Source organism: Nocardia sp. NPDC056564 (assembly GCF_042793755.1).
GTDB lineage: Bacteria > Actinomycetota > Actinomycetes > Mycobacteriales > Mycobacteriaceae > Nocardia.
Genome location: NZ_JBHTUR010000004.1, coordinates 701,386 through 720,739, shown reverse-complemented (window position 1 = coordinate 720,739; position 19,354 = coordinate 701,386). Strand labels below are relative to the sequence as shown.

Annotated in this window: 23 protein-coding genes and 3 tRNA genes; 10 read left to right on the top strand and 16 right to left on the bottom strand. The window is 68.3% G+C overall.

Going from position 1 to position 19,354, the window contains the following annotated elements:
• Positions 1–20 precede the first annotated feature (20 nt).
• On the top strand, positions 21–752 hold the full coding sequence (locus tag ACFQ9K_RS14595; protein WP_378725696.1) for a maleylpyruvate isomerase family mycothiol-dependent enzyme: 732 nt from the start codon (positions 21–23) through the stop codon (positions 750–752).
• Between the two features lie 77 nt (positions 753–829).
• Here the strand turns inward: ACFQ9K_RS14595 and ACFQ9K_RS14590 are convergent, their stop codons facing one another.
• Positions 830–1,735, bottom strand: a complete 906-nt coding sequence (locus ACFQ9K_RS14590) for an SDR family oxidoreductase (RefSeq protein WP_378725694.1) — start codon at positions 1,733–1,735, stop codon at positions 830–832.
• Between the two features lie 118 nt (positions 1,736–1,853).
• Between ACFQ9K_RS14590 and ACFQ9K_RS14585 the strand changes: the two genes are divergently transcribed.
• Positions 1,854–2,423, top strand: a complete 570-nt coding sequence (locus ACFQ9K_RS14585; RefSeq protein ID WP_378983186.1) for a TetR family transcriptional regulator — start codon at positions 1,854–1,856, stop codon at positions 2,421–2,423.
• Positions 2,424–2,475: 52 nt separating this feature from the next.
• On the opposite strand, the gene ACFQ9K_RS14580 is transcribed toward ACFQ9K_RS14585, so the two are convergent.
• From ACFQ9K_RS14580 to ACFQ9K_RS14570, 3 genes are all read right to left on the bottom strand, one after another.
• Complete coding sequence (locus ACFQ9K_RS14580; RefSeq protein ID WP_378718019.1) at positions 2,476–2,949, bottom strand: hypothetical protein; 474 nt, start codon at positions 2,947–2,949, stop codon at positions 2,476–2,478.
• Positions 2,950–2,976: 27 nt separating this feature from the next.
• A complete protein-coding gene (locus tag ACFQ9K_RS14575; RefSeq protein ID WP_378718021.1) occupies positions 2,977–3,354 on the bottom strand; it encodes a hypothetical protein in 378 nt (125 codons plus the stop codon).
• A 95-nt stretch (positions 3,355–3,449) separates the two neighbouring features.
• Positions 3,450–3,782, bottom strand: a complete 333-nt coding sequence (locus tag ACFQ9K_RS14570) for a cupin domain-containing protein (protein WP_378718023.1) — start codon at positions 3,780–3,782, stop codon at positions 3,450–3,452.
• A 70-nt stretch (positions 3,783–3,852) separates the two neighbouring features.
• Between ACFQ9K_RS14570 and ACFQ9K_RS14565 the strand changes: the two genes are divergently transcribed.
• A complete protein-coding gene (locus tag ACFQ9K_RS14565) occupies positions 3,853–4,803 on the top strand; it encodes a helix-turn-helix domain-containing protein (RefSeq protein ID WP_378718025.1) in 951 nt (316 codons plus the stop codon).
• A gap of 95 nt (positions 4,804–4,898) precedes the next feature.
• Here the strand turns inward: ACFQ9K_RS14565 and ACFQ9K_RS14560 are convergent.
• The 3 genes from ACFQ9K_RS14560 to ACFQ9K_RS14550 all read right to left on the bottom strand — a co-directional run bounded on the left by ACFQ9K_RS14560 (position 4,899) and on the right by ACFQ9K_RS14550 (position 5,914).
• A tRNA-Arg gene (locus ACFQ9K_RS14560) sits at positions 4,899–4,971 on the bottom strand.
• 36 nt (positions 4,972–5,007) lie between these two features.
• Positions 5,008–5,097: transfer RNA gene (locus tag ACFQ9K_RS14555), tRNA-Ser, on the bottom strand.
• 91 nt (positions 5,098–5,188) lie between these two features.
• Complete coding sequence (locus ACFQ9K_RS14550; protein WP_378718027.1) at positions 5,189–5,914, bottom strand: dienelactone hydrolase family protein; 726 nt, start codon at positions 5,912–5,914, stop codon at positions 5,189–5,191.
• A 117-nt stretch (positions 5,915–6,031) separates the two neighbouring features.
• Between ACFQ9K_RS14550 and hisC the strand changes: the two genes are divergently transcribed.
• Complete coding sequence (gene hisC, locus ACFQ9K_RS14545) at positions 6,032–7,111, top strand: histidinol-phosphate transaminase (RefSeq protein WP_378718029.1); 1,080 nt, start codon at positions 6,032–6,034, stop codon at positions 7,109–7,111.
• Between the two features lie 3 nt (positions 7,112–7,114).
• Here the strand turns inward: hisC and ACFQ9K_RS14540 are convergent, their stop codons facing one another.
• Positions 7,115–8,185 carry an alpha/beta hydrolase gene (locus ACFQ9K_RS14540; RefSeq protein ID WP_378718031.1) on the bottom strand — a complete coding sequence of 357 codons (1,071 nt, stop codon included), beginning with the start codon at positions 8,183–8,185 and terminating at the stop codon, positions 7,115–7,117.
• Between the two features lie 715 nt (positions 8,186–8,900).
• On the opposite strand from ACFQ9K_RS14540, the gene ACFQ9K_RS14535 reads away from it, so the two are divergent.
• Entirely contained in the window at positions 8,901–9,986 is a 1,086-nt protein-coding gene (locus tag ACFQ9K_RS14535) for a nitric oxide synthase oxygenase (protein WP_378718093.1), read from the top strand.
• Between the two features lie 6 nt (positions 9,987–9,992).
• On the opposite strand, the gene ACFQ9K_RS14530 is transcribed toward ACFQ9K_RS14535, so the two are convergent.
• From ACFQ9K_RS14530 to ACFQ9K_RS14500, 7 genes are all read right to left on the bottom strand, one after another.
• Positions 9,993–10,250: a DUF4235 domain-containing protein gene (locus ACFQ9K_RS14530; RefSeq protein ID WP_378718033.1), complete on the bottom strand. Its 258-nt coding sequence runs from the start codon at positions 10,248–10,250 to the stop codon at positions 9,993–9,995.
• Positions 10,247–10,876 (bottom strand): DUF3618 domain-containing protein, encoded by a 630-nt coding sequence (locus ACFQ9K_RS14525; protein WP_378718034.1) that lies wholly within the window; start codon positions 10,874–10,876, stop codon positions 10,247–10,249. Before ACFQ9K_RS14525 ends, ACFQ9K_RS14530 begins: the two co-directional genes overlap by 4 nt.
• Positions 10,873–11,286: a phage holin family protein gene (locus ACFQ9K_RS14520; RefSeq protein WP_378718036.1), complete on the bottom strand. Its 414-nt coding sequence runs from the start codon at positions 11,284–11,286 to the stop codon at positions 10,873–10,875. Before ACFQ9K_RS14520 ends, ACFQ9K_RS14525 begins: the two co-directional genes overlap by 4 nt.
• A 105-nt stretch (positions 11,287–11,391) precedes the next feature.
• A complete protein-coding gene (locus ACFQ9K_RS14515) occupies positions 11,392–11,607 on the bottom strand; it encodes a hypothetical protein (RefSeq protein ID WP_378718037.1) in 216 nt (71 codons plus the stop codon).
• Positions 11,608–11,783: 176 nt separating this feature from the next.
• On the bottom strand, positions 11,784–12,212 hold the full coding sequence (locus ACFQ9K_RS14510) for a hypothetical protein (RefSeq protein WP_378718039.1): 429 nt from the start codon (positions 12,210–12,212) through the stop codon (positions 11,784–11,786).
• A gap of 117 nt (positions 12,213–12,329) precedes the next feature.
• Positions 12,330–12,414, bottom strand: a tRNA-Ser gene (locus tag ACFQ9K_RS14505).
• Positions 12,415–12,438: 24 nt separating this feature from the next.
• Positions 12,439–12,939: a MarR family winged helix-turn-helix transcriptional regulator gene (locus ACFQ9K_RS14500; RefSeq protein WP_378718041.1), complete on the bottom strand. Its 501-nt coding sequence runs from the start codon at positions 12,937–12,939 to the stop codon at positions 12,439–12,441.
• Positions 12,940–13,078: 139 nt separating this feature from the next.
• On the opposite strand from ACFQ9K_RS14500, the gene ACFQ9K_RS14495 reads away from it, so the two are divergent.
• Positions 13,079–14,068 carry an NAD(P)H-quinone oxidoreductase gene (locus ACFQ9K_RS14495; RefSeq protein WP_378718094.1) on the top strand — a complete coding sequence of 330 codons (990 nt, stop codon included), beginning with the start codon at positions 13,079–13,081 and terminating at the stop codon, positions 14,066–14,068.
• 65 nt (positions 14,069–14,133) lie between these two features.
• Here the strand turns inward: ACFQ9K_RS14495 and ACFQ9K_RS14490 are convergent, their stop codons facing one another.
• On the bottom strand, positions 14,134–15,336 hold the full coding sequence (locus tag ACFQ9K_RS14490; RefSeq protein ID WP_378718043.1) for a cysteine desulfurase-like protein: 1,203 nt from the start codon (positions 15,334–15,336) through the stop codon (positions 14,134–14,136).
• Between the two features lie 285 nt (positions 15,337–15,621).
• On the opposite strand from ACFQ9K_RS14490, the gene ACFQ9K_RS14485 reads away from it, so the two are divergent.
• The 4 genes from ACFQ9K_RS14485 (at position 15,622) to ACFQ9K_RS14470 (ending at position 19,270) form a co-directional block, all read left to right on the top strand.
• Positions 15,622–16,227 carry a bacterial proteasome activator family protein gene (locus ACFQ9K_RS14485; RefSeq protein WP_378718045.1) on the top strand — a complete coding sequence of 202 codons (606 nt, stop codon included), beginning with the start codon at positions 15,622–15,624 and terminating at the stop codon, positions 16,225–16,227.
• 152 nt (positions 16,228–16,379) lie between these two features.
• On the top strand, positions 16,380–17,339 hold the full coding sequence (locus ACFQ9K_RS14480; protein WP_378718046.1) for an ABC transporter permease: 960 nt from the start codon (positions 16,380–16,382) through the stop codon (positions 17,337–17,339).
• Between the two features lie 10 nt (positions 17,340–17,349).
• Entirely contained in the window at positions 17,350–18,207 is an 858-nt protein-coding gene (locus ACFQ9K_RS14475) for an ABC transporter ATP-binding protein (RefSeq protein ID WP_378718048.1), read from the top strand.
• A 73-nt stretch (positions 18,208–18,280) separates the two neighbouring features.
• On the top strand, positions 18,281–19,270 hold the full coding sequence (locus tag ACFQ9K_RS14470) for a glycosyltransferase (protein ID WP_378718050.1): 990 nt from the start codon (positions 18,281–18,283) through the stop codon (positions 19,268–19,270).
• Positions 19,271–19,354 lie beyond the last annotated feature (84 nt).

Sequence of the window (19,354 nt, the reverse complement as noted above, 5' to 3'; positions counted from 1 at the left end):
CGGGTCGCTAGGGTCGCAGTGTGACCAGTGCCCTGCCGGAAGATCCCGTCTCACTCGACACCCTCGCCGAGGCGACCGACCGTCTCCTCGACACCATGCGCAAGCTCAGCACCGACGAGGTGGCCGAGGCCTCGCTGCTGCCGGGCTGGAGCCGCGGGCACGTGCTCGCGCACCTCGCCCGCAACGCGGACAGCCTGCTCAATCTGTTGCTGTGGGCGCACACCGGGGTGGAGATCCTGCAATACGCGAGCATGTATCTGCGCGACTTCGACATCGAGGCCGGCGCCCCGCGGCCCGTCGCCGAACAGCTCGCGGACAACGAGGCCGCCGCGAAACGGTGGCTCGCGCTGGCGAATTCGCTGACCGAGGACACCTGGCACGCGGAAGTTCGCACCCGGCAGGGACGTCCTATCCCGGCCAGCGAGGTGCGCTGGATGCGGTTGCAGGAGGTGGAGATTCACCACGTCGACCTGAATATCGGGTACACGCCCGCCGATTGGCCCGCTGCGTTCACCGCGCGCATCCTCCAGCAGGCGACCGTCGATATGAACCGGATCACGGCCGCCGCGACCGAACCCGGGCCGGCCTTCGAATTGCGCTCCACCGATACCGGTTTCGTCGGCCTGGTCGGCACCGACTCGCCCGCGACCACCGTCACCGGCACGTCCGCCGCGCTCGCCGCCTGGCTGCTCGGCCGCTCTACCGGCGCCGACCTCACCGGTGACCTTCCTGCCCTCCCCGCCTGGAAATAGTCCGCCACGATCGGGCCGCTCCACGAGTGGCCCGATCGAAACATGTTGCTTTCGAGACGATTCCGGATGATTCCGGACTAGGCATACGCACGGTCGAAATAGCGGCCGTGTTCGAGATCATCGATCAGCCCGACCCCGGTCGGCTGCCAGCCGAGCAGTTGCCGGGTGTGCGCGCTCGAGACCCGGCAATCGAGTCCGAAAAAGGGGCCCAGCCAGCCGAAGTGTTCGGCCGCATCCGCGCGCGGGATCGATGCCACCGGCAGGCCCAGGCGCCTGCCGATCACTTCGGCGACAACGCGGGTGGGCACGCCTTCCTCGGCGGCGCCGTGCAGCACCGAACCGGCCGGCGCCCGCTCGACCGCCAGCCGGAACAGCTGCGCGGCGTCGAGCCGGTGCACCGCGGGCCAGTGGTCGGTTCCGTCGCCCACGTAGCCGGAAACACCCTTGGCGCGGGCGATTTCGATGAGGGTCGGGACGAAACCGCGGTCGCCGTCGCCGTGCACCGAGGGCGGCAGTCGCAGGGCGGCCGAGCGCACGCCGGACGCGGCGAGGTCGAGCGCGGCCCGCGTTCCGGCATAGCGCGGTGCGGCGGGTGAATCCGGCGGCGGAGTATCCGCCTCGGTCGCCACGTGGGCCGCGGGCAGGCCGAGCATCCCGCTGGCGATCACCAGCGGCCGGCCCGATCCCGCGAGTGCCGAGCCGAGCGCCTCGATGGCACGCACGTCGGCCCGCACGGATCCGGCGAAATCGGTGAAGTCGTGAATGAAGGCCAGGTGGATGACCCCGTCGGCGGCGGTCGCTCCGGCGCGGAGGCTGTCCGGGTCGTCCAGCTCACCGCGATGCACCGCGGCTCCGGCGGCGGTGAGCGCGGCGGCCGAGCCGTCCGAGCGCGCCAGCCCGACCACCTCATGGCCTGCGCCGATGAGCTCCGGGACGACGGCGGAGCCGATGAAGCCGGACGCGCCGGTGACGAAGATGCGCATGCGAGAACCTCCTGCGGTCGGCTGGCACGACCGAACGGCCGGCCAGATTGATGTCAGTCACTGTCATCAACGACCGTACTCCTGATGTCAGCCACTGTCATCAGTTAGGATCTGGGGCATGGGTCGATGGGAGCCGAACGCGCGCGGCCGGCTCGAGCAATCGGCGCTGGAGCTCTATCTCGAGCGCGGGTTCGAGCAGACCACCGTCGCCGAGATCGCGAGGCGCGCCGGACTCACCGAGCGAACGTTCTTCCGGCACTTCACCGACAAGCGCGAGGTGCTGTTCTCCGCTCCGCTGCGGGAACACCTCGCGACCGCGATCGCCGCAACTCCGGCGGCCACCGCGCCGATCGACGCGGTGGCCGCGGCGCTCGCGGCCATCGCCGTGTTGTTCGAGGAGCGCCGCGAATTCGCGCGCCAGCGCCGGGCAGTGATCATCGCCAACACGGGACTTCAAGAACGCGAGCTGATCAAGATGGCCTCGCTCGCCGCGGCGATGGCGGACGCATTGCGCGAGCGCGGTGTCGGCGACACCACCGCAAGCCTGACCGCCGAGGTCGGCATCGCCGCCTTCAAGGTCGCCTTCGAGCGCTGGATCGACGCGGCCGACCCGGAGAGCTTCGCGCAGATCATCCGGGAGTCGCTGGACGAACTCGCGGTCATAGTCCGTCCGGCACAGGACAGCTGAAAGGCGAACAGCCCCGCCGGGTTTCGGCGAGGCTGTTCGGTCGAGCGCTCGGTCAGCGCACAGTGAACTCGAACGCCGGGAGGGCCTGATGCGGGCGGTCCGTCGTGGTCGTGATGCTGATTCGGCCACGGCCGGTGGGCAACTCGGCGCGCCCGACCGCGCCCGGGTTCATCGGCAGCGCGAATCCCCAACCGCCACTGACGAAGACGGGCACCGAGCCGGAATCACCAGTGCTGAGATTGCGCCAGTTCGCGAAGACGGTCACCGAGCACGGCGGGTAGACGAACAGGTAGTGCTGGATGCCGTACCAGACGGTGGCGGCGCCCGGCCCGCCGACATCGGGACGGTTTCCGGCGTTGCCGGTGATCGTCGCGAAGGTGAGCGGGTCGTAGCAGAGGGTGTTGGTGTAGCCCAGCTGAGTGCCGAGCGCGTCGTCGGCCGCGGCGGTCGCGTTGGTGGTGAGCAGCGCGCCGGCGAGCAGCACCCCCATGATCGGGATCCGAACGAGCCAATTGCGGTGTCGCATGGTCTCTCCGTAGGTGTGCGCCGAGCGTCAGCGGAAGGTTTCGTACAGCCGGGCGTCGGTGGCGATGCCGAAGTGGCCGGTGATGAATTCGTTGCACTCGGCCCGCGGGTGGGTCTGGGTCGCGTCCATCTCCGGATGCGGGCCCGCGTAGGCGTTGCGCTGACTCGATTGCCGGTAGGGGCCGAAGCCCAAGCCACCGCGGGTCACGTAAACGCCGATGCAGTCGGCTTCCACCGTGAAGTACCCGTCGCCGCCGGGGCAGAACCCGGTCGCGCCGGTCAGTGAGCGGTCGAGGACGCAGTCCCTGGGTTCGGCCGCGGCCGAACCGGCGGTGGCGACGACCGCGGCCGCCGCGACTCCTAGCAGAGCCGAACTACTGATGATGCGGCGCCAGCTTGCTGTCATTCCGATCTCCGTTCGTTGGACCATCACCGCAATGTATCGGCCTTTTCCACTCGGAAGTGACAGGTTCCGCTGACCCCAATTCCATTGGCAAGCGCTCAGCCCGCCGGATAGAAGACGAATAACGTGCACCCGGTCATCGTCTGCGGAATGTGCGAGGAGCCCGCCGGCGCATGGATGAAGGAGCCCGCGGGATAGTCCCGGACCCCGTCGTTGAATACCCCGGAGACCACGAACACCTCCTCGGGTCCCGGTTCGTGCACATCGATTCCCGACCAGCAGGAATTCGGGTCCAGCTCGAGGAAATAGGCCTTCGCGCCGTTGTCCCCGGCCCACAGCGCGCGGGCGCGGATGCCGGGGAACAGCTCGCGCGCCTCGGCGTCCCGCGCGGTGGACCATTCGTAGCCGGACATGTTCAGCTCGGTTGTCATGCTGCCAGCCTCGCCGCCCTGCGGCCGGCTGCCGAGTGTCAGAAATGACATCTCGAGGTACTTTCCTGCCATGCACAGAGTCGTCGCCTTGGTCCACGCACCACAGTCGACCTTCGAACTCAGTTGCGCGGCAGAGGTGTTCGGGCTCGAGCGCGGTGGCGTGCCGACGCGCTACGAGTTCAGCGTGTGCGCTGAGCGGCCGGGGCCGGTCGCGACGTACGCCGGGTACTCCATGCTGGTGACGGACGGCCTGGACGCGCTCGACCGGGCGGACACGGTGCTCATCCCCGGCTGGTTGCCCATCGAGGAAACGCCCTCACCAGGGATGATCGAGTCCTTGCAGCGGGCCCATGCACGCGGCGCGCGGCTGGTCAGCATCTGCTCCGGCGCCTTCGCGCTGGCCCACACCGGCCTGCTCGACGGACGACGGGCGACCACCCACTGGGCCCGAACGGACGAACTGGCCACCCGCTTCCCCGCCATCCGCATCGACCGCGACGTCCTCTACGTCGACCACGGCGACATCGCCACCAGCGCGGGCGCCGGCGCCGGCATCGACCTGTGCCTGCACCTGGTCCGCACGGACCAGGGCGCCCGCTACGCCGCCCAACTCGCCCGCAGCATGGTCATGCCACCGCACCGCGAGGGCGGCCAGTTGCAATACGCCGCACCCCCACACCCCACCCAGTTCGACGGCTCCCTGGCACCACTGCTCGAATGGGCAACCGCCCGCCTGGACGAACCACTCACCGTCGACGCCATGGCCACCCAGGCCGCCGTCTCCCCACGCACCCTCGCCCGCCGCTTCACCGACCAACTCGGCACCGCCCCCGGCCAATGGCTCCTGTCCCAGCGCATCACCACCGCCCGAGAACTCCTCGAAACCACCGACCTCCCCCTGGACGCCATAGCCCGCCGAGTAGGCCTCTCCTCCCCCACCAACCTCCGCCGCCGCTTCCTCCGCACCCTAGGCACCACCCCGGGCGCCTACCGCAGAGCCTTCAGAACCAACCACCCCTGACCTGGCCGCACGGAACCCCTTAGCGCAACCAGGATTTCGCCATACACAGCAGAAGACCCCCACTCGAATTTACGAGAGGAGGTCTTCTTTCACTGTGCGGCTGAAGGGATTCGAACCCCTAACCTTCTGATCCGTAGTCAGATGCTCTATCCGTTGAGCTACAGCCGCGTGGTTATTCAGTTGTGGTACCGGTTGCCCGGGTTGTGGCGGAGGCGAGAGGATTTGAACCTCCGGTCCCCGTGAAGGGACAACTCATTAGCAGTGAGTCCCATTCGGCCGCTCTGGCACGCCTCCTGGAGCCTTCTCTTCGAGGGCACCGGTCCTTTCGAACCGCCGAGCATGAAGATTACAGTAGCTGTTGTCCAGATCGCAAAACGGCTGGTTATCAGCGTAAGTTGCTGTCGAACCAGTCGAAAATACGGGTTTGCGAGTCGACCAGGCCGTAGTCGTCCTCGGTGGCCGGATGGTCGGCTCGGTGGCGGAGGCCGGGGTAGCTGACGACCAGGCTGGCGACGGCGGCGCGGCCGGTGGCGTCGCGGAGTCGCTCGACCTCGACGGGCGGGGTGGCGGGGTCGTCGGTGCCGAACAGTCCGAGCCACGGCGCCTGCAGGTGCGGGGCCACCCGAACCAAGGCGTCGGCCTGGTCGGTGAGCGGCTCGACGATGCCTGGCGCCGCGACGCTGACCGCCGCGCCGACCGGGCGATTGGTGGCGACCAGGAACGCGGCGGTGCCCGCCGAGTCGAAGCCGAGCACCCCGATGGTGTCGGGGAACACACCGTGCCGGGTCAACCAGTCGAAGCAGGCGTCGAAGTCGTCGAAGAGCTCGTCGCCGAACACCTCGACGATGGACTCGCGACTGGTCCGATGGAACAGGTTGGGCGCGACCACCGTCCAGCCCTCCGAGGCCAGCGCGCTCATCAGGGCCAGCAGCGCGCCGGTGAATTCGCGGGATTCGTGCAGCATCACGATGCCGCCGCGGGCATTGCCCTCGGGTTCGACCACGATGATGGGCACCTGGGTGTCGCCGGCCCGGGGTTTCGAGTCGGTCGCGAGTTCGGGCGACAGTTCGTCGCGGCGCAGGGGGGCTAGGTCGTTGTAGGTGCCCGACATGAAACCAGCGTAGGGCGACTTCGTGATCTTCGGTAGAAATTGCTGTTGAGCGACCATCGGCCACAGAATTTCCGGTACGCGAGCAATGCTTTGCGCGCGGCCACCTATGGTTGGTGTGTGACAGCGTCAACCCGGCCGGACCTCGACTCGATTCCGGCGTATGTCCCCGGCCGTAACCACCCCGGCGCGGTGAAGCTCGCCAGCAACGAGACCACCTTCGGTCCGCTGCCGACGGCGGCCAAGGCGATCGCCGAGGCGGCCGAGCAGGCCAACCGGTATCCGGACAACCAGGCGCTCGAATTGCGGGCGGCGCTGGCCGAGTTTCTCGGGGTCACGCAGGACAACGTCGCGATCGGCTGCGGCAGTGTCGCGCTGTGCCAGGAGTTGGTGCAGATCACCTGTGACGCGTCGACCGACGAGGTGCTGTTCGCCTGGCGCTCGTTCGAGGCCTATCCGATCGTCACCAAGGTCGGCAACGCGACCGCCGTGCAGGTCCCGCTCACCGCGGCGCACGTGCACGATCTAGACGCGATGGCCGCGGCGGTCACCGACCGCACCAAGCTGATCTTCGTCTGCAATCCGAACAACCCGAGCGGCACCGCGGTCGGCAAGGCGGAGCTGATCCGTTTCCTGGACGCGGTGCCCGAACGGGTGCTGATCGTGCTGGACGAGGCGTACTTCGAGTACATGCGGCTGGCCGGGGAGGACTACCCGGACGGCATCGAACTGGGTCGCACGCGTCCCAATGTCGTTGTGCTGCGCACCTTCTCGAAGGCCTACGGGCTGGCCGGGCTGCGCGTCGGCTACGCGGTGGGCGATCCGGCGGTGATCACGGCGCTGATGAAGGTGCACATCCCGTTCAGCGTCAACCGGGTGGCGCAGGCCGCGGCGATCGCGTCGCTGGAGTCGCGGCACGAATTGCTGGACCGCACACACACTCTGGTGCTCGAACGCGACCGGGTGCGGGACGCGCTGCGCGCCGCGGGCTACGAGGTGCCGCAGAGCGAGACGAACTTCGTCTGGCTGCCGCTGGGCGAGCGCAGCGCCGAATTCGGGGAGGCGAGCGCCGAGGCGGGCGTGCTGGTGCGGCCGTACGGCACCGACGGGGTGCGGATCACCACCGGCGATCCGCACGAGAACGATCTGTTCCTGAGCTTCGCCACCGATCCCGCGGTGCTGGAACGCTTTTCGATCTAGCCGTCAGGCGCCGAGCGCGCCGGCGATCACCGGCCACGACCGGACCAGCTCGTCGGCCCAGTACGGCCACGAGTGGGTTCCGGTCGCGCGGAAGTGCGCGGTCACCGGGATGCCGAGGACGCGCAGCCGATCGGTGAGGCGGCGGGTGCAGGCGTTGGTGGCGGCCTCCAGCGGGCCGCCGAAGCTGATCGCGGTGGCCACGTCGACGTCCGGTTCGCCCGGCACGTCGTGGATGCCGGGCACCCCGCTGCCGACCGACATGTAGATCGTCTTGCCGCGCAACGCTTCCGCGTGCAGCGTGACGTCGTGGTCGAGCCAGGCGGGATCGTCCTGCGCGCCGAACATGTTGTCCGGCTCGCCCTGATAGGTGGCGATCACCGCCCTGGCTTGCGCCTGGCCGAGGTCGGTGCCCATGGAGAAGCAGCCGCTGTGTGCGGCGATCGCGGTATAGAGCTGCGGGTGCCGCACGGACAGCATCATCGCGGCCTCGGCGCCCATGGAGACACCCATGACGGCGTTGCGTCCGTTGCCGTCGAACCGCGCGTCGATCAGCGGCGGCAGCTCACGGGTCAGGAACGTCTCCCACATGTTCGTGCCGAGCACCGGATCCGGCTTCTGCCAATCGGTGTAGAAGCTGGCCGGACCGCCGACGGTGAGCACGACGTTGACGTCTTTGTCCTCGAAGAAGCGGTCCGCGTGGCCCATGTCGGTCCAGTTGTTGCTGGTCGGGTTCGCGCTGCGGCCGTCGAGCATGTAGACGGTCGGCCGCGGCTTCGAGGTGTCGCGCGGCAGCAGCACCTGCACCTCGACCGGGCGGCTCATGGCCGGCGACTCGACGAAGACCCGCAGCCACCGATCGTTGATCGGTTCGATGCGGTCGATCGCCGGCCTCGCCGGACGGTCCGTGGTCGGCTCGGCCGGGGCGGGGCCGTCCGAGGAGCCGGAGTTCGGTTTTTGCGGGTCTGTAGGGGCTGCCGACAGCTGGGGGGCGCCGAACGCCACAGCACCGGAAACCAGTGCCGCGCTGACCAAGACGCCGGATACCCAGCGCCGCACCCCACGCCGAGACAGCATGTGCCCCATCCTGCCAGAAATGCGCAGATCAATCGGACGGCCATAGCGGGTCGCGATGAGATGTGACCAGGGCCACGTTTGCGACGCAATTCGGCTCTGCCTGCGACGTTCCACCCCGGGCGCGGGACGAGGACGGTTGGCGAGCGCGCTGAGCGCCGCGCATAGCTGTCGCCTAGATCACCCGATTCCGCCGATCCACGGCCGTGAACCGCGTGCAGCAAACCGTCTAGACCCGAACTCCGGAGGCAGTCAACGGGACTCGACACCGGCCCGATTTTCGGCGCGACTTGGGCCAACCCAGCAAATCCAGCAAATCCGGGCACACCGCCAGCACACCCGCCGTACGCTACTCTCCGGGCCTCTTCCGGGCATGAACAAGGACGAGCATGATCGTGGATCCGCACCATCGGCATCGAGGTCAACTCGCTGCGTTTACGCGCAGCAAGCGGACCGGCCGCTCGGTACGCAGTCGGGACAGACCGGGCAGGATCGCGCTCCCCTTCGGGCCGAAGCTATTTCGCGGCATCCCGGTGCCGACGCATTCTCGCGGGCCACCGACGCGAGACGCTGTCGGCTGCGCGCCCGCGCGAATTCTCCCGCTCGAACTCGTCTGTTTCACCGCAGTACCTATGCCCGACCGGAGAAAACCGTGAATCCTGTGTTACCCGTCCCGCCGCTCGAAAACTCCCCCGACACAAAGCCTTTCAGCACCGATCTGAAGCGCAGGCTGCGTGAGTGCGATGAATTCTTCCGCCTGCCGGAATTGGCGCACCTGTCGGCACAGCGCCGCCGCACCGCGCTGGAGCAGCTCGAACAAACCGGCGGCTACCTGCAGACCGCCGAGGAAATCCTGATCGGCGCCAAGCTCGCGTGGCGCAACCACGCCCGCTGCGTCGGCCGGAAACATTGGCGCTCATTGAAATTGCTCGACGCCCGGCGCGTGCGGTCCGCGCGCGATCTGGCCGAGGTCTGCTGGCAGCATTTGCAGATGGCCACCAATGGCGGCGCCATTCAATCGATGATCACCGTCGGGCCGCCGCGCCAGCCCGACGGGCGGGAATTCCGGATCGTCAGTCCGCAGCTCATCCGGTACGCGGGTTATCGCAACGGGGACGGCTCGGTCACCGGCGACGCCGCGAACGTGGCGCTCACCGAATTCGCGATGAAGCTCGGATGGCGCGGCGCCAGAACGCCTTTCGACATTCTGCCGCTACTGATCAGCACACCGGACGAGCCGATCCGCTGGTTCGACATCCCACCGGAGCTGGCCCGCGAGGTGGAGCTCGAGCATCCGGAGTTCGAGTGGTTCGCCGCGCTCGGCCTGCGCTGGCACGCGCTGCCCGCGGTGTCCAACATGAACCTCGAGGTCGGCGGCGTCACCTACCCGTTCGCGCCGTTCAACGGCTGGTACATGGGCGCGGAGATCGGCGCGCGCAATCTCAGCGACACCAATCGCTACAACATGCTGCCGCTGATCGCCGAAATGATGTGCCTGGACACCAGATCGGAGCGCAACCTGTGGCGGGACCTGGCGCTGGTCGAGCTCAATCGCGCGGTGCTGCACAGCTTCCGGAAGGCCGGGGTGTACATCGTCGATCACCACACGGCGGCCAAGCAGTTCTGCGATCACGTCCAACGAGAGGAGACGGCCGGGCGGAAATGCCCGACCGACTGGAGCTGGATCAATCCGCCGATCTCCTCGGGTCTGACGCCGACGTTCCATCGGTACTACGACCCGCCCGATCTGGACATCCGGCCGAATTTCGTTCGCCGGGATTTCAGCACCGACCCGCAGGACTGATCCGCGCTACTCCGGCCAGGTGCCGGTCAACGACTTGTAGCCGGTCGCGCCCGCCCGATCGATCGCGGCCTTGACCAGGCCGAATATGGCGCCTTGCAGGGCCGCGGCGAGCAAGACCTCGCTCCAGGCGTAGTTCTTGGCGGTCGCGGTGGGGGCTTGGTCTTCGCCGCTGAGCGCCCGCCACACGCGGGTGAACGCGGCGTTGGCCGCCAGGCCCCCGATCACACTCACCACGAGCCCGAGCGGTTTGTACAGGGTCTTCATGAGCGCCGCCTGCGCAGGATCCACCAAACCCCTACGGCGGCGAGCACCGCGGCGCCGGCCACCGCGGCCGGTTGGCTGCGGGCCACCGTGGCGGCCTGCCTGCCGCGTTCGGCGACCGGCTCGGGCGTCGCGGCCTCCGCCTTGTCGGCCAGTTCGCGCGCCTGCGCCTTGACCTGCTGAGTCGCCTGCCCGGCCACCTGCTTGGTCTCGGCCGCCGCGGAGGCCGCGGCATCCGCCGCTTCGGCAGCCACGTGCGTCACGGATTCCTTTGCCTGCGCGACCTTTTGGCCGGCCGCCTGCTTGGTCGCGGCTGCCTTCTTGCTCGCGGCGGCCTTGGTCTCCGCGGTCTTCCTGGCCGCGGCCGCCTTGGCCTGTGCCGTCCGTTCGGCGGCGGCTTCGACTGTCTCCGTGGCCTTTTCCCGGGCGGCGTCGGCGGTGTCGTGCAGTTTGTCCTCGGCCCTGCCCTTGACGTCCAGTTTGTCGGTCAACTCCGAAACCGTTTGCCCGAGTTGCTCTCTGGTCTCGTCACGATCCGTGCGCAGAGCTTCCTCGTCGATCGGACCGCTCACGATCGGCTGGTCGGCCTCGGCTGCTTTGTCGGCGGCGTGGCGCCCTTGGTCGCTCATCGGCGTTTCCCGTCCTTGATGGTTTCGATATCGCGTTTGACCTCGGCGGCTGCCTGCTGCGGCACCGGCGGAACGGCTTCCTGGACGTCGTTCTTGCCCAGCACCGCGAGCACGGCGCCGACGGCGAGCAGCACCCCGCCGACGATCAGGGCGGCGGCCCATGCGGGCAGCGGGATCGCCAACGCGAATATCGCCGCGGCGATCAACGCCGCGCCGCCGTAGATCGCGAGCAGCGCCCCGGCACCGGCCAGACCGGCCCCGCGACCGATCAGCTTGCCCTTGTGCTGTACCTTGAGCCTGGCCAGCTGGAGTTCATCGCGGATCAGCCTGCTTATCTGCTCGGTAGCGTCGTTGACCAATTCGCCGACCGACCGTTGCTCCGCCGGTGGGCCGTTTCGCACTTCCGTCATGTGGCACCTCCCAGTCGACGGCCGGTTACCCGGGGTCGGGGGAGGCAAACACGGGGACGGGGCGCTGAGCGAACGACGCGTCAGCACCCCTGCCCGTCACCGAGGCTAGATGGGCTGCCAGTGCCAGCCCTGCGCTTCGCTGTAACCGCAGTAGTATTCCTGGCCCGCGTATCCTGGGCCGTCCCAAGCGTGCCAGGCCTCGGTCGCTTCAGTGCACGGCTGGCTCGGGTATGCGCTGGCGCTCGGCGCCGCGAGCGCCAGCGAGCCTGCGAGGGCCGCGAGAGCGGCGATAGCGAGCGGCATCTTCTTACGAATGTTCATGAATTCTCCCCAATTCGAACGAGTTGCGTCGACGCGCATCCAGCGCTTGCCACAACGTATCCGTGGGGAAATCGGAATTGCCAGCGGGACTGCCACTTTCGGCAGTTAGCTGCGTGCCTACGAGGGACGCAGGTGTGGCTGTGAAACCGCGCGACCTGCGCCCTCGTCGGTGCCGACTAGCTGCCGAAGCTGCCAGTGGCAGGCTTGTTGGCAGGCACGGCGACGGTGACCGTCTCGCTCAGCTCGTATCCGCCGGCGGGGCTGGTGTCCGCGCAGCCGCCGCGCGCGGTGATCTTCGTGCCCGGCTCGAGACCGGTCAGCGCGGTCTTGATGGTCTGGCCGGGCTGAGCGAGCGATTCCAGCTTGCCCTCGCCGAAGAAGACATGGTTGTTCTCCGGCCCGACACCGGCCTCCGCCCAGCACTGCCCCCGCTCGTTCGGGTTGGTCAGGGTGGCCGTCACCGTCCCCGGCCCGGTGCCTTCGAAGGTGACCACAGGGGCCTTGAACGGGGCCGCCGCAACGGCGGGCGCGGCAGAAAGCGGGGCGAACGTCACGGCCGCGGCAGACGCGGCAAGCAGGATGGCTCCAGTAATTCGTTTGTTCATCACATGACCGGATCCTGCCCGGTAACAGGTTCGAACACAACGGCTTCCGCGCCAGATCACGGGTCACACGACCGAGGCGAATCCGCGAAAACAGCCCCGACCTGCCACCTTCCGAAGCGGAGACGGAGGGATTTGAACCCCCGGTCGATCTCTCGACGCTCGCTTTCAAGGCGAGTGCATTCGGCCGCTCTGCCACGTCTCCAGGAACACGATGGTAGCGGACGGGTTAGAGGGGGCGCGCTCCGATTTCCTTATCGATGCGGGCGAAGACTTCGGCGATGACCTCTAGCTGGTGGGGGGTGAGCAGGTCGACGAAGTCGCGGCGGACTGCTTCTACGTGGCCGGGGGCGGCGGCCTCGAGGCGGCGCATGCCTTCGTCGGTGAGCTCGGCGAGGACACCGCGGCCGTCTTCGAGGCAGGTGTTGCGGCGGACCATGCGCTCGCCCTCGAGCCGGCGGATCTGGTGGGTGAGGCGGCTGCGGGAGGACAGCACGCCGTCGGCGAGTTCGCTCATGCGCAGGGCGCGGCCGGGGGCCTCGGATAGCAGGACCAGGATGCGGTATTCGGCGACGCTGAGGTCGCTGTCGCGCTGTAGTTGCCGGTTCAACGTGGCCATCAGCCGCTGGTGCCCGTCCATATAGGCCCGCCAGGCCCGTTGCTGAGCCGGAGTGAGCCACCTCGGCTCGGCCGCCACGGAACTGCTCGGTTCGGATTGCACGCTGCTCATTCTATGTCGGCCCCAACTGCGGAAAGTTGCTGTGGGGAAAGCGTATCGGTCAGCGGGCGGTCCCGGCCCCGGATCGCGCCCAGGTGATCGGCGGGGGGCCGGGTTTCACGGCGCGGCGGGCGGGAGCACTATGGAGCCCGTGCATGCGATCGAGCTGAACGGTTCCGGCGGGCCCGAGGTGATGGTGTGGGCGGACGCGCCGGACCCGGTGCCCGGACCCGGCGAGGTACTGATCGAGGTGGCGGCCGCGGGGGTGAACCGGGCCGACCTGATGCAGCGGCAGGGGTTTTATCCGCCGCCGCCGGGCGCCAGCGAGGTGATCGGCCTCGAGTGCTCCGGCGTCATCGCCGCGCTCGGCGACGGCGTGCACGACTGGCAGGTCGGCGATCGGGTGTGCGCGCTGCTGTCCGGCGGCGGCTACGCGGAGCGGGTGGTCGCGCCGGCCACGCAGTTGCTGCCCGTCCCGGAGGGCCTCGATCTCGGTGCGGCCGCTGCGCTGCCCGAGGTGGCGGCGACGGTGTGGTCGAACCTGGTGATGACCGCGGGGCTCCGGTCGGGGCAGTTGCTGCTGATCCACGGCGGCGGCAGCGGGATCGGCACGCATGCGATTCAGGTGGCGCGCAGCCTCGGCGCGCGGGTCGCGGTCACCGCCGGTTCGGCGGAGAAGTTGCAGCGCTGCAAGGAACTCGGCGCGAGCGTGCTGATCAACTACCGGGAGGACGACTTCGTCGAGGCGGTGCGCGCCGAAAACTCCGGGGCCGACGTCATTTTCGACAACATGGGCGCGGTCTACCTGTCCCGCAACGTCGATGCGCTGGCGAACTTCGGCCACCTGGTGATCATCGGCATGCAGGGCGGCGTCAGCGGCGAGCTGAATGTCGGTGCGCTGCTGCGGAAGTGGGGCACGGTGCACGCGACCAATGTGCGCAACCGGCCGGCCACCGGGCGCGGTAGCAAGGCCGAGATCATCGCCGAGGTGAGACGGCAGCTGTGGCCGCTGGTCGCGGACGGCACTGTCGCGCCGGTCATTCATGCCGAGCTGCCGATCACGGAGGCCGGCGAGGCCCATCGCCTGCTGGAATCCGGCGAAGCCTTCGGCAAAGTCGTGCTGCGCGTACAGGACCTCTGACCACAGGCGCGACGTGCCCGAATGGTGCGCGCCCGCGGCGTCCAGCGCGGCAGCGGAATTGGGCGCTACTCCAGAGCGGCGAGGGCGCGGCCGAGCTGGTCGATCTCGAACCTGGTGGTGTACGGCGCGAGACCGATGGTCACCGCACCACCCTCGTCGTTGACCCCGAGCGCGTCCAGCAACCGGCTGCCGCCGTGCACCCCGCTGAGCGTGCCGATCCGATTGTCGGCGAGCTTGGCCGCGACCTTCTCCGCCTGCATGCCCGCGAGAGTGAAACTGACGGTGGGGATTCGGGTGGAGGCGCGCCCGATCACGGTCAGGTTCGGGATCTTGTCCAGCACGTCCATCAGGTGCTCGAACAGCTGATCGTGGTAGTCCTGCAACGAGGTGATCGACATTTCCAGGCGCTGGCGGCGGCTGCCGCGGGCGCGTTCGTCCAGCCCGGCGAGGAAGTCGATCGAGGTGGTCAGCCCGGCGAGCAGGGCGTACTGATGCCCGCCGACCTCGAGCCGCTCGGCGCCCTTGGCGTAGGGGTTCAACGACATCGAGGGAATTCGATCGAGGAAGGCCGGATCGCGGAACACCAGCGCGCCGATCTGCGGACCGCCCCAGGCGGGGGCGCTGAGCGCGACCACGTCGGCGTTGAGTTCGTCGATGTCGATGAGCGCGTAGGGCGCCGCGCCGAACGCGTCCGCGACCAGCAGCCCGCCGACCTCGTGCACCCGGTCCGCGGCGACCCGGACCGCGGGCGCGGAGCCGACGATCGGCGAGGCGGCGGTGAGCGCGACCAGGCGCGCTGTCGGCCCGATCAGCTCCTCGAACTGCCAGGACGGCATCTCGCAGGTCTCGATCTCCACCTCGGCCCAGCGCACGTGCGCGCCGTACCGATTGGCGATGCGCAACCACGGCGCGACATTCGCCTCGTCGTCCAGCCGGGACAACACGATGCCGGTGCCGAGCCCGAGCCGCGAGCTCAAGGATTCGGCCAGCCAGGCCAGCAGCACGGCCCGATCCGGGCCGAGCACAACGCCCGCCGGATCGCCGCCGACCAGATCCGCCACCGCCTCGCGGGCCGCGTCCAGGATGGCGGCGCTGCGCACCGCCGCGCCATGACGACCGATATGCGAAAAAGAGGAAGTTCGGAATCCTGTTGAGACGGCGCGTGATACCGCGTCGGGCACCAGCATGCCCGCTTGCGGGTCGAGATGAATCCAGCCGTCGCCCAGGGACGGTATCAGGCCCCGAACCCTCGCGACGTCGTAAGTCATGTTGGCCACTCTAAGGGCAGCGGGCGAGCCTGTGTAACCGCGTTCCCCTCCGCTTCCTGGCGGGGGCACAGCGACCTGGGACTCAGCATGGCAACCGACTTTCAGCAAATCCGAACCACACGACCCGAACAGAATAGAACGCCACCGGGTCGCCACGCGCGGCCTCACGCATTCGCGCTCGCGGGCGCCCCGCGGCGACCGGGGCAACCCGGCCGCACCCGGTTATCCCCGGCCCGCTGAACACCGACTTAGCGCGTTCGGGAACGACGCGACATGATAGGGACCATGACGCAATCGGATGAGGCACCGGACCACATCGTCGTAGTCGGACCGGACGGCCGCCCGTTGGTCATCCCAGCGGAGGCCGCGGCGGACGCGCCCTTCACCGCGCAGGTGGTGACCGATGAGGACAAGAAGGACGAGTCGGACGATCGGGACGATACCGGCGAATCGCTCGCCGACATGGTCGAGCAGCCGGCGAAGGTCATGCGCATCGGCACCATGATCAAGCAGCTGCTCGAAGAGGTGCGCGCGGCTCCGCTGGACGACGCGAGCCGCAGCCGGCTCAAGGAGATCCACAAGTCGTCGGTGCGTGAACTGGAACAGGGCCTGGCCCCGGAACTGCGCGCCGAACTGGAGCGGCTCACGCTGCCGTTCACCGACGACGCCATTCCGTCCGACGCCGAGCTGCGGATCGCGCAGGCGCAGCTGGTCGGCTGGCTGGAGGGCCTGTTCCACGGCATCCAGACCGCGCTGTTCGCGCAGCAGATGGCCGCGCGGGCGCAACTCGAGCAGATGCGTCAGGGCGCGCTACCGCCCGGCATCCACGCGGCCGACCCCCGCGGCGGCCCGGCCAACCACGTGACCGGCGGGTCCGGGCAGTATTTGTGAGGTGCCCGACCCGCGTCCACGCGGGTCGGCAGGAATGTCCAAGGGTAGTGTCGTGCACCGTGCCCGCCGCTGCCGCCCGCCCCGACTCGGACATGGGTTCGGGGCGTCCTGAAGAGAGCTCAGTGCGTTCAGATGACAGCTCAGATGAATCCGTGCGCTCGGAGGACGACCCCTCCGACGACAGTGCGGTGCGCTCCGACGACGGCGCGGCGGAAGAGGATCAGGTGACCCCCAGCGAGACCTCGACGGCGACCGCGGTCGCCGAACCCGTGGACACCGAACCGTTCCCGTCCGATTCGCAGACCTATCGGCGCGCGTTCAAGGACTTCCGCGTCGGGTTCGGGCAGCGGGAACTGTGGCTGTCGCTCGGCTGGCAGGACATCAAACAGCGGTACCGGCGCTCGGTGCTCGGGCCGTTCTGGATCACCATCGCGACCGGCGTGCAGGCGGCGGCGATCGGACTGCTGTACTCCGCGCTGCTCGACCAGCCGATCAAGGACTACCTGCCCTATGTGGCGATCGGCATCATCGTCTGGAATGTGATCAACGCGAGCATTCTCGAGGGCGCCGACGTGTTCATCGCCAATGAGGGGCTCATCAAACAGTTGCCCTCGGCACTGAGCGTGCACGTCTATCGGCTGGTTTGGCGGCAGCTGCTGTTCTTCGCGCATAACCTGGTGATCTATTTCATTGTGCTGGTCGCGTTCGGCGTCTGGGAAAAACTGCACTGGACCGCGATTTTCGCCATTCCCGCGCTCGGCCTGCTGTTCCTCAACGCGATGTGGGTGTCGATCGTGTTCGGCATCTTCAGCACGCGCTACCGCGATATCGCGCCGATTCTCGGCAGTCTGACGCTGATGCTGTTCGTACTGACCCCGGTGATGTGGAGCACGAAGAGCCTGACCTCACAGGGTGGAGCGGTCGGTGACCGGGCAAGGCTGGCCGAGATCGTCCCGACGTTCCACTATCTGGAGATCGTTCGCGCGCCGCTGCTCGGCGAGGACCAGCATCTGTATCACTGGGTGATCGTCGGCGCGATCACCGTGGTCGGCTGGCTGGTCGCGATATTCGCGATGAAGCAGTTCCGCTCGCGCGTGCCGTACTGGGTTTAGGAGGGTATCGATGACCGACCATGTGAGTATCGAAACCCGCAATGCCTGGGTCGAATTCCCGATCTTCGACGCCAAGTCGCGTTCGCTGAAGAAGGCGTTCCTCGGCAAGGCAGGCGGCGCGATCGGGCGCAACCAGTCCGATGTCGTTGTCGTCGAGGCGCTGAACGACATCACGCTGTCGCTGAAGGAAGGCGACCGGGTCGGCCTGGTCGGGCACAACGGCGCGGGCAAATCGACCCTGCTCCGGCTGCTGGCCGGCATCTACGAACCCTCCCGCGGCGGTGCCCGCATCCGCGGCCGGGTCGCGCCGGTATTCGATCTCGGGGTCGGCATGGACCCGGAGATCTCCGGTTACGAGAACATCATCATCCGCGGCCTTTTCCTCGGGCAGACGCGAAAGTCCATGCTGGCCAAGGTCGACGAGATCGCCGATTTCACCGACCTCGGCGACTACCTGTACATGCCGCTGCGCACCTATTCCTCCGGCATGCGGGTCCGGCTCGCCATGGGCGTGGTGACCTCGATCGACCCCGAGATCCTGCTGCTCGACGAGGGCATCGGCGCGATCGACGCCGAATTCATGAAGAAGGCCCGGCTGCGTCTGCAGAAATTGGTGGCCCGATCGGGCATCCTGGTATTCGCCAGTCATTCCAACGAATTTCTCGCGCAACTCTGCGATACCGCGCTGTGGATCGATCACGGCCGGATCCGGCAGCGCGGCGGCATCGAAGAAGTGGTGCGCGCGTATGAGGGACCGGACGCGGGCAACCATGTCGCGACCGTCCTGCGTGAGCTGGAAGCCGAGCGCGAATTGGAAGCCGGAAAGTCCACGGGAACCGAACGAGAACTGGAGCGGAACAAGGCATGAGTTGGTCAGGGCCCGAAGGAGGCAGCCCGCGTAACCCACGGAGGGCCCCCAACGCATGCCGATTGGGCACAGCATGAGCGAGCCGACCGGGCCGGACACCCCGATCGAGACCGGGGCGGACGCAGTGGTCGACGCCGAGGCTTACGTTCCGGCGGGCACCGGGCCTGCGGCGCGCGTCGTGGCCGTCGTGGTCACGCACAAGCGCCGCGAGCTGCTCGCCGAATCGCTGAAAGTCATTGCCTCCCAGGCTCGCCCGGTGGATCACCTGATCGTGGTTGACAACGCGAACGAGTCCGAGGTGGCCGACCTGGTCCGCGATCAGCCGATCGAGGCGACCTACCTCGGCTCGGCGCACAACCTCGGCGGCGCCGGCGGTTTCGCGCTCGGCATGCTGCACGCGCTCAGCCTCGGCGCGGACTGGGTCTGGCTGGCCGACGACGACGGCAGGCCGGAGGGGCCCGAAGTCCTTGCCACCCTGCTGGATTGCGCGCGGCGGCACGGACTGGTCGAGGTGTCGCCGGTGGTCTGCGACATCGACGAACCCGACCGGCTGGCCTTCCCGCTGCGCCGCGGCGTGGTCTGGCGGCGGCTGCGCTCCGAACTCGGCGACGAGGACTTCCTGCCCGGCATCGCCTCGCTGTTCAACGGCGCCTTGATCTCGGCCAAGGTCGTCGACGTGATCGGCGTGCCCGACCTGCGCCTGTTCGTGCGCGGCGACGAGGTGGAGGTGCACCGCAGGCTGGTCCGCTCCGGGCTGCCGTTCGGCACCTGTCTGCAGACCGCGTACCTGCATCCCAACGGCGCCGACGAGTTCAAGCCGATCCTCGGCGGCCGCATGCACACCCAGTACCCGGACGACCCGATCAAGCGGTACTTCACCTACCGCAACCGCGGCTACCTCATGTCCCAGCCCGGCATGCGAAAGCTGCTCCCCCAGGAATGGGTTCGCTTCTCCTGGTTCTTCCTGGTGACCCGCCGCGACCCGGCCGGCCTGCGCGAATGGTTCCACCTGCGCTCCCTGGGCCGGCACGAGCAATTCGGCAAACCCGACCAGCGCCCGTAGCCGTCGCGCGCCGGTGCGATAAATCGGTTGCGCGGGAAAATCGGGCATGTCACAGTGGGGCGACTGCGAGAGAGGCGAGGAGGT